This is a genomic window from Enterococcus spodopteracolus (assembly GCF_030441955.1).
Taxonomy (GTDB): Bacteria; Bacillota; Bacilli; order Lactobacillales; family Enterococcaceae; genus Enterococcus_B; species Enterococcus_B spodopteracolus.
The window spans coordinates 1-4,034 of sequence record NZ_JARJHD010000031.1 but is presented as its reverse complement, the minus strand read 5'-3'; the positions used below and the strand labels follow the sequence as shown (position 1 = coordinate 4,034).

The following is a 4,034-nucleotide window of genomic DNA, read 5'->3' as shown; positions in this document are numbered from 1 at the left end:
TAAACTCTCATTAAGCTGGTTTTTTAGAGATCCATAAACTCTCATTAAGCTGGTTTTTTAGAGATCCATAAACTCTCATTAAGCTGGTTTTTTAGAGATCCATAAACTCTCATTAAGCTGGTTTTTTTAGAGATCCATAAACTCTATATACATATATTAACACTTTACTTAAAAAATTTCTACCCATTTGCTATAAAAATAGCATTTCAGATTCACATAATGTTACTATACTAAATAGAGAGTTTTTTAAGATTACCAGAAGGTACTTAAAAAATATAATTAAAAAGATATCAGATAGGATGATAATGATGACCGATATTAATCTTTATTCTATAAAAATGGAATACATTGATTATTTAAGAAAAGTAGATTCTAAAGTCCCAAATGCAAACTATCATAAAAAAGGTAAATTCGAAAAAATATACTGTGGAATAATTTTAAAAATAAACGAATATAGTTATTTTGCGCCTTTATCTCATCAAACTAGTAACCCAGATTCTTCCTTCGTATTAAAACATTCTGATGGTAGAGAATATGCTAGTTTGCGTTTAAAATTTATGATACCAATATCTAATTTAGATGTTGTCACTATAAAAGACATTGGAAAAGAAACTGATGTTAAGTATAAAGGTTTATTATCTCAAGAATTGACGTATTGTAGACAAAACTCAGAAAAAATAAAAGAAAAAGCAATGGAAGTTTATACAAATCAAGTGGAACGAAAAAAGGGCTTCCACGTGTTTTGCTGTAATTTTAAAGCCTTAGAGTCAGCTGCCGATAAGTATTCAAAATAAAGACTTTTCTATAAAAGAATATTCTAAAAAAGAAATAACGTTAACACGGAGAAAATATTAAAAATGAAAAGCCCTGGAGTAATGTAATACTTTAGGGCTTCAATGTTCACATATTTTTTTCTAAAAACTATTTATATCATGATTTAATATTTTTCCAAATATTAATTTATTGGTCTTTTTCTTCTCTATTTTAGAAATGTCCATCTTCTTTGTATCTATCAATTATTAGTACTTCATTTATAACATCTTCTTTCATTTGTTTAGCAATCAAGCTAGTACGAATTTTTTCTAACCAATTTTGATCAGGTACATAGTCAAGAAAATTACCGATTGTCGTTAGAACTATCTCATCACTAGATAATTCAACTAATCGTATAAACTTGAACTGTGGGATTGCTGCTACATAATTGATAATATTTTCATCGGTGTGTTCAAAAGACCCCATATACTTTAAGCTATTATTATCGTAAATATCGATTAATTTCATAATGTCATCTCCTATTAACTTTTTATTTGTAATTTGAGTTAGCGTATATATTCGCTTTTCGGAATATATGTGTTGATTTACCTTATCGAATGTATCTAAAACTCTACTCTAACCAGTAGATTGTATTGTCTGTACTAGGATATACTATTAGTTTTCGTCCAGCCAGTTTTACCAAATCAAATAATAAGCTGGTAGGTAATCCTTCTTCTTCTAGGGCATTTGATCGATAGCTGTGATTAGTCATCAATGTGCCAGCAACTTTCTCATCTAAAACTCTTTTATCTATTAATAAATCGACTAATTCACTTAAAGATAAATAGATTTGCTGTTTTACATGATTCCCATCGAGAGTTTTAGTCATAAATAACCAACTCCTTTGGATCACGTCTATTTTTTTCAGGGTAGATAGTCAACTTATCTACGTAAGATTCCGCTTCTTTAAGAGTCGGAAATTCTTTTATCTTCTCACCATTTTTAAACACGACATACTGTACTCCAATTAACTTGATTTTGTACATATAATCTCCTCCTATTGCTTCGTTCTTCACTTAATTCCGTCTTATGATACCTATTGCATTACTCCTTTAGATACTGTTATACTAAAGGAGCAATGCTTCGCTGTAGGCTATATTGCGTGCTTATCTTAACTAACGATTAAGATAGGCTTTTTTGTTCTCCTAAGACGTTACGAAACATGTCGTATCTCCCTTCCGATTAACTCGTTAGCTCTCTTTAACCATTCGTTACTGGCTTCTTGTAGAAATTTATCTGCATTTTTATTTTTATAACCATGTATTTGTATGATTTTTTCATCTTTGTACTCTAAGGTGTAATAAGGTTTATCTAACTCGTTAGCCCTCCTAATAAGTACTATTGTCGTTTCACCGTTGGCATGGCTATTAATATAGCTACTCCCACCGACACACATCTCTAAAGCTTTACCTTCTTCAATTAATTCCTTTGCATCTTTTGGCAATAGAAATTGATAACCTTGAACTCTCATTTCTAATTCTTTTAGCTCTTTCGCTCGTTTAGCAAATTCCTTGCAGACAGCTTCCCTTTTCATTGCATTCAACCTAGCTACTGCCTCGTCATGTGCTTTATAGATATCTTTAGGAAGTATGTGACTTTCACTTAATAAAATATTCAAATCTTTTAAGGTGTTAATGTAATCTACATAGTATCTAGCATTCACCTTATGCTTAATCAAATAGTTTTGAAATCTAATTAAAGATAATCCATTGGGAATCTCATCTAACAGTTGAATTGACAAATATTTTTCAGCACCATCAATTAACTTACTCCCTCTATTCTCTATCTCATTTTTTAATTCCCACGTGCTATATTTTCTATCGCTTTTTTTAAAAAATTCTTTATTCCTTTTTAACCAGTTAACAGTTACTTTACGCATATCTAATCTTTGCGCAATAATTTCCGAAGCTAATTCACCTGCCCCTATTTTCTGTGCAAATTCGATTAATCGTCGATACTTATAAATATGAGGTAACTCTTCTGGATATTCTTCTTCTAAGTCTAAATATCTTAATTCAGAAATTTCACCTATACGATTTAACCAATTATTTTGATATAAAAGCAGATACTGTTTACTATAGCTGAACATTGTTCCAGTATTCGTTAGACCAAATTCATAATGATCAATATTTCTAAGTCCAATTTTTATATGATTATCATTTGCTAACTGCTCTAGGTTTAACAAGTAGCTTAAAAAAATTTGCTTTCCATTTTCAAATTTTGAAACGATTGTGTAAGTCTGTATTTCAATTCGCTTTTTCGTACAAAGAACAGTCATAAAATTTTCTTTTCTGTCGTAAAAAGTTAGTCTCGATTTTTTAGTTAACCTTTTCTCACGTACTTCATTATGGCTTCTCTCCGAAGCAATAATTTCTTTTTCCTTATTTTTCCATACGTACGTTGGCATTTGTTCATAGCACCAATCAAAGAATGCTTTTGGCGGTTTCAGACAATTTTTAGCATAGTCATTCGCATTTTTCATAGAAAATCTAGCAAACTTAATTGCTCTCCTTCCGGTGATTTTGTTTCTTTTTTAGGAACATGGTTTTCTTTTTCGCATTGCTTACTTACTGTTACTAATGGATTCGTTACGCTCATCTTTGGTTGCTTTATTTCAACTTCTTCACTCTTAAAGTAATCTGTCACCCACTGAAAAACATCATCATGGATAATTAGTGCGCACCCTCCAATTGCTTGCTTCATTGCCTGCGAGTAACAGTACTGCATTGCCTTTCTAATACTTTTCCCTTCCTTTAGAATCCCCTCTAAAAGCTCATTATCTACTTGTACCTGTTGGCACAACCAATTGTGTATGATATCTTCCGACCTTGGACGTTCCTCACTCATTTCTTCCATCATCTTGGCATGTGCCTTTTCTATTAATTCATTCATTTCAATTCTCCTTTCTTATTGTGTGGTGCTTTCCATAAACTAGAAAGCACCTATCCGATTATTTTCTCGATACGAGTAGTAAGTATTTTGTCCAACAATAATATGGTCTAAAAGCTCGATATTTAACATTTTTCCGCACGATTCAATATTTTCGGTCACAATATCATCTTCCTTGCTTGGATTCGGCTTGTTCGAGGGGTGGTTATGTGCGATTAAAATTCGACAAGCATTTGATAGTAACGCACGTTGAAAGATATCTCTTGGGTGACAAGTAGTATAGTTTAACGTTCCCTTATGGACGATTGAGTAACTGTTAATATTATTCTTGG

The 4,034-nt window shown here is 31.5% G+C and carries 7 protein-coding genes; 1 reads left to right on the top strand and 6 read right to left on the bottom strand.

From position 1 onward, the window contains the following. Positions 1-308 precede the first annotated feature (308 nt). Positions 309-794, top strand: a complete 486-nt coding sequence (locus P3R27_RS14145; protein WP_301399111.1) for a type III toxin-antitoxin system ToxN/AbiQ family toxin — start codon at positions 309-311, stop codon at positions 792-794. A 190-nt stretch (positions 795-984) separates the two neighbouring features. Here the strand turns inward: P3R27_RS14145 and P3R27_RS14140 are convergent, their stop codons facing one another. The 6 genes from P3R27_RS14140 to P3R27_RS14115 all read right to left on the bottom strand — a co-directional run. Continuing rightward, positions 985-1,281: a hypothetical protein gene (locus P3R27_RS14140; protein WP_301399109.1), complete on the bottom strand. Its 297-nt coding sequence runs from the start codon at positions 1,279-1,281 to the stop codon at positions 985-987. A gap of 103 nt (positions 1,282-1,384) precedes the next feature. Then, entirely contained in the window at positions 1,385-1,642 is a 258-nt protein-coding gene (locus P3R27_RS14135) for a hypothetical protein (protein WP_301390174.1), read from the bottom strand. Beyond that, positions 1,635-1,799, bottom strand: a complete 165-nt coding sequence (locus P3R27_RS14130; protein WP_271525124.1) for a hypothetical protein — start codon at positions 1,797-1,799, stop codon at positions 1,635-1,637. The genes P3R27_RS14135 and P3R27_RS14130 overlap by 8 nt, the downstream gene beginning before the upstream one ends. Positions 1,800-1,966: 167 nt before the next feature. Beyond that, positions 1,967-3,220, bottom strand: coding sequence for a PcfJ domain-containing protein (locus tag P3R27_RS14125; protein ID WP_301399108.1), 1,254 nt, complete (start codon positions 3,218-3,220; stop codon positions 1,967-1,969). Between the two features lie 71 nt (positions 3,221-3,291). Then, a complete protein-coding gene (locus P3R27_RS14120; RefSeq protein ID WP_207699894.1) occupies positions 3,292-3,705 on the bottom strand; it encodes a Cas9 inhibitor AcrIIA9 family protein in 414 nt (137 codons plus the stop codon). A 39-nt stretch (positions 3,706-3,744) separates the two neighbouring features. Then, on the bottom strand, positions 3,745-4,034 hold a 290-nt coding region (locus P3R27_RS14115), incomplete at its 5' end, for a JAB domain-containing protein (protein ID WP_301357518.1).

Excerpts from the sequence above, each read along its gene's own strand:
- P3R27_RS14130 (WP_271525124.1), bottom strand. The coding sequence starts at position 1,799 with ATGTACAAAATCAAGTTAATTGGAGTACAGTATGTCGTGTTTAAAAAT.
- P3R27_RS14140 (WP_301399109.1), bottom strand. The coding sequence starts at position 1,281 with ATGAAATTAATCGATATTTACGATAATAATAGCTTAAAGTATATGGGG.
- P3R27_RS14125 (WP_301399108.1), bottom strand. The coding sequence starts at position 3,220 with ATGCCAACGTACGTATGGAAAAATAAGGAAAAAGAAATTATTGCTTCG.
- P3R27_RS14120 (WP_207699894.1), bottom strand. The coding sequence starts at position 3,705 with ATGAATGAATTAATAGAAAAGGCACATGCCAAGATGATGGAAGAAATG.
- P3R27_RS14135 (WP_301390174.1), bottom strand. The coding sequence starts at position 1,642 with ATGACTAAAACTCTCGATGGGAATCATGTAAAACAGCAAATCTATTTA.
- P3R27_RS14145 (WP_301399111.1), top strand. The coding sequence starts at position 309 with ATGACCGATATTAATCTTTATTCTATAAAAATGGAATACATTGATTAT.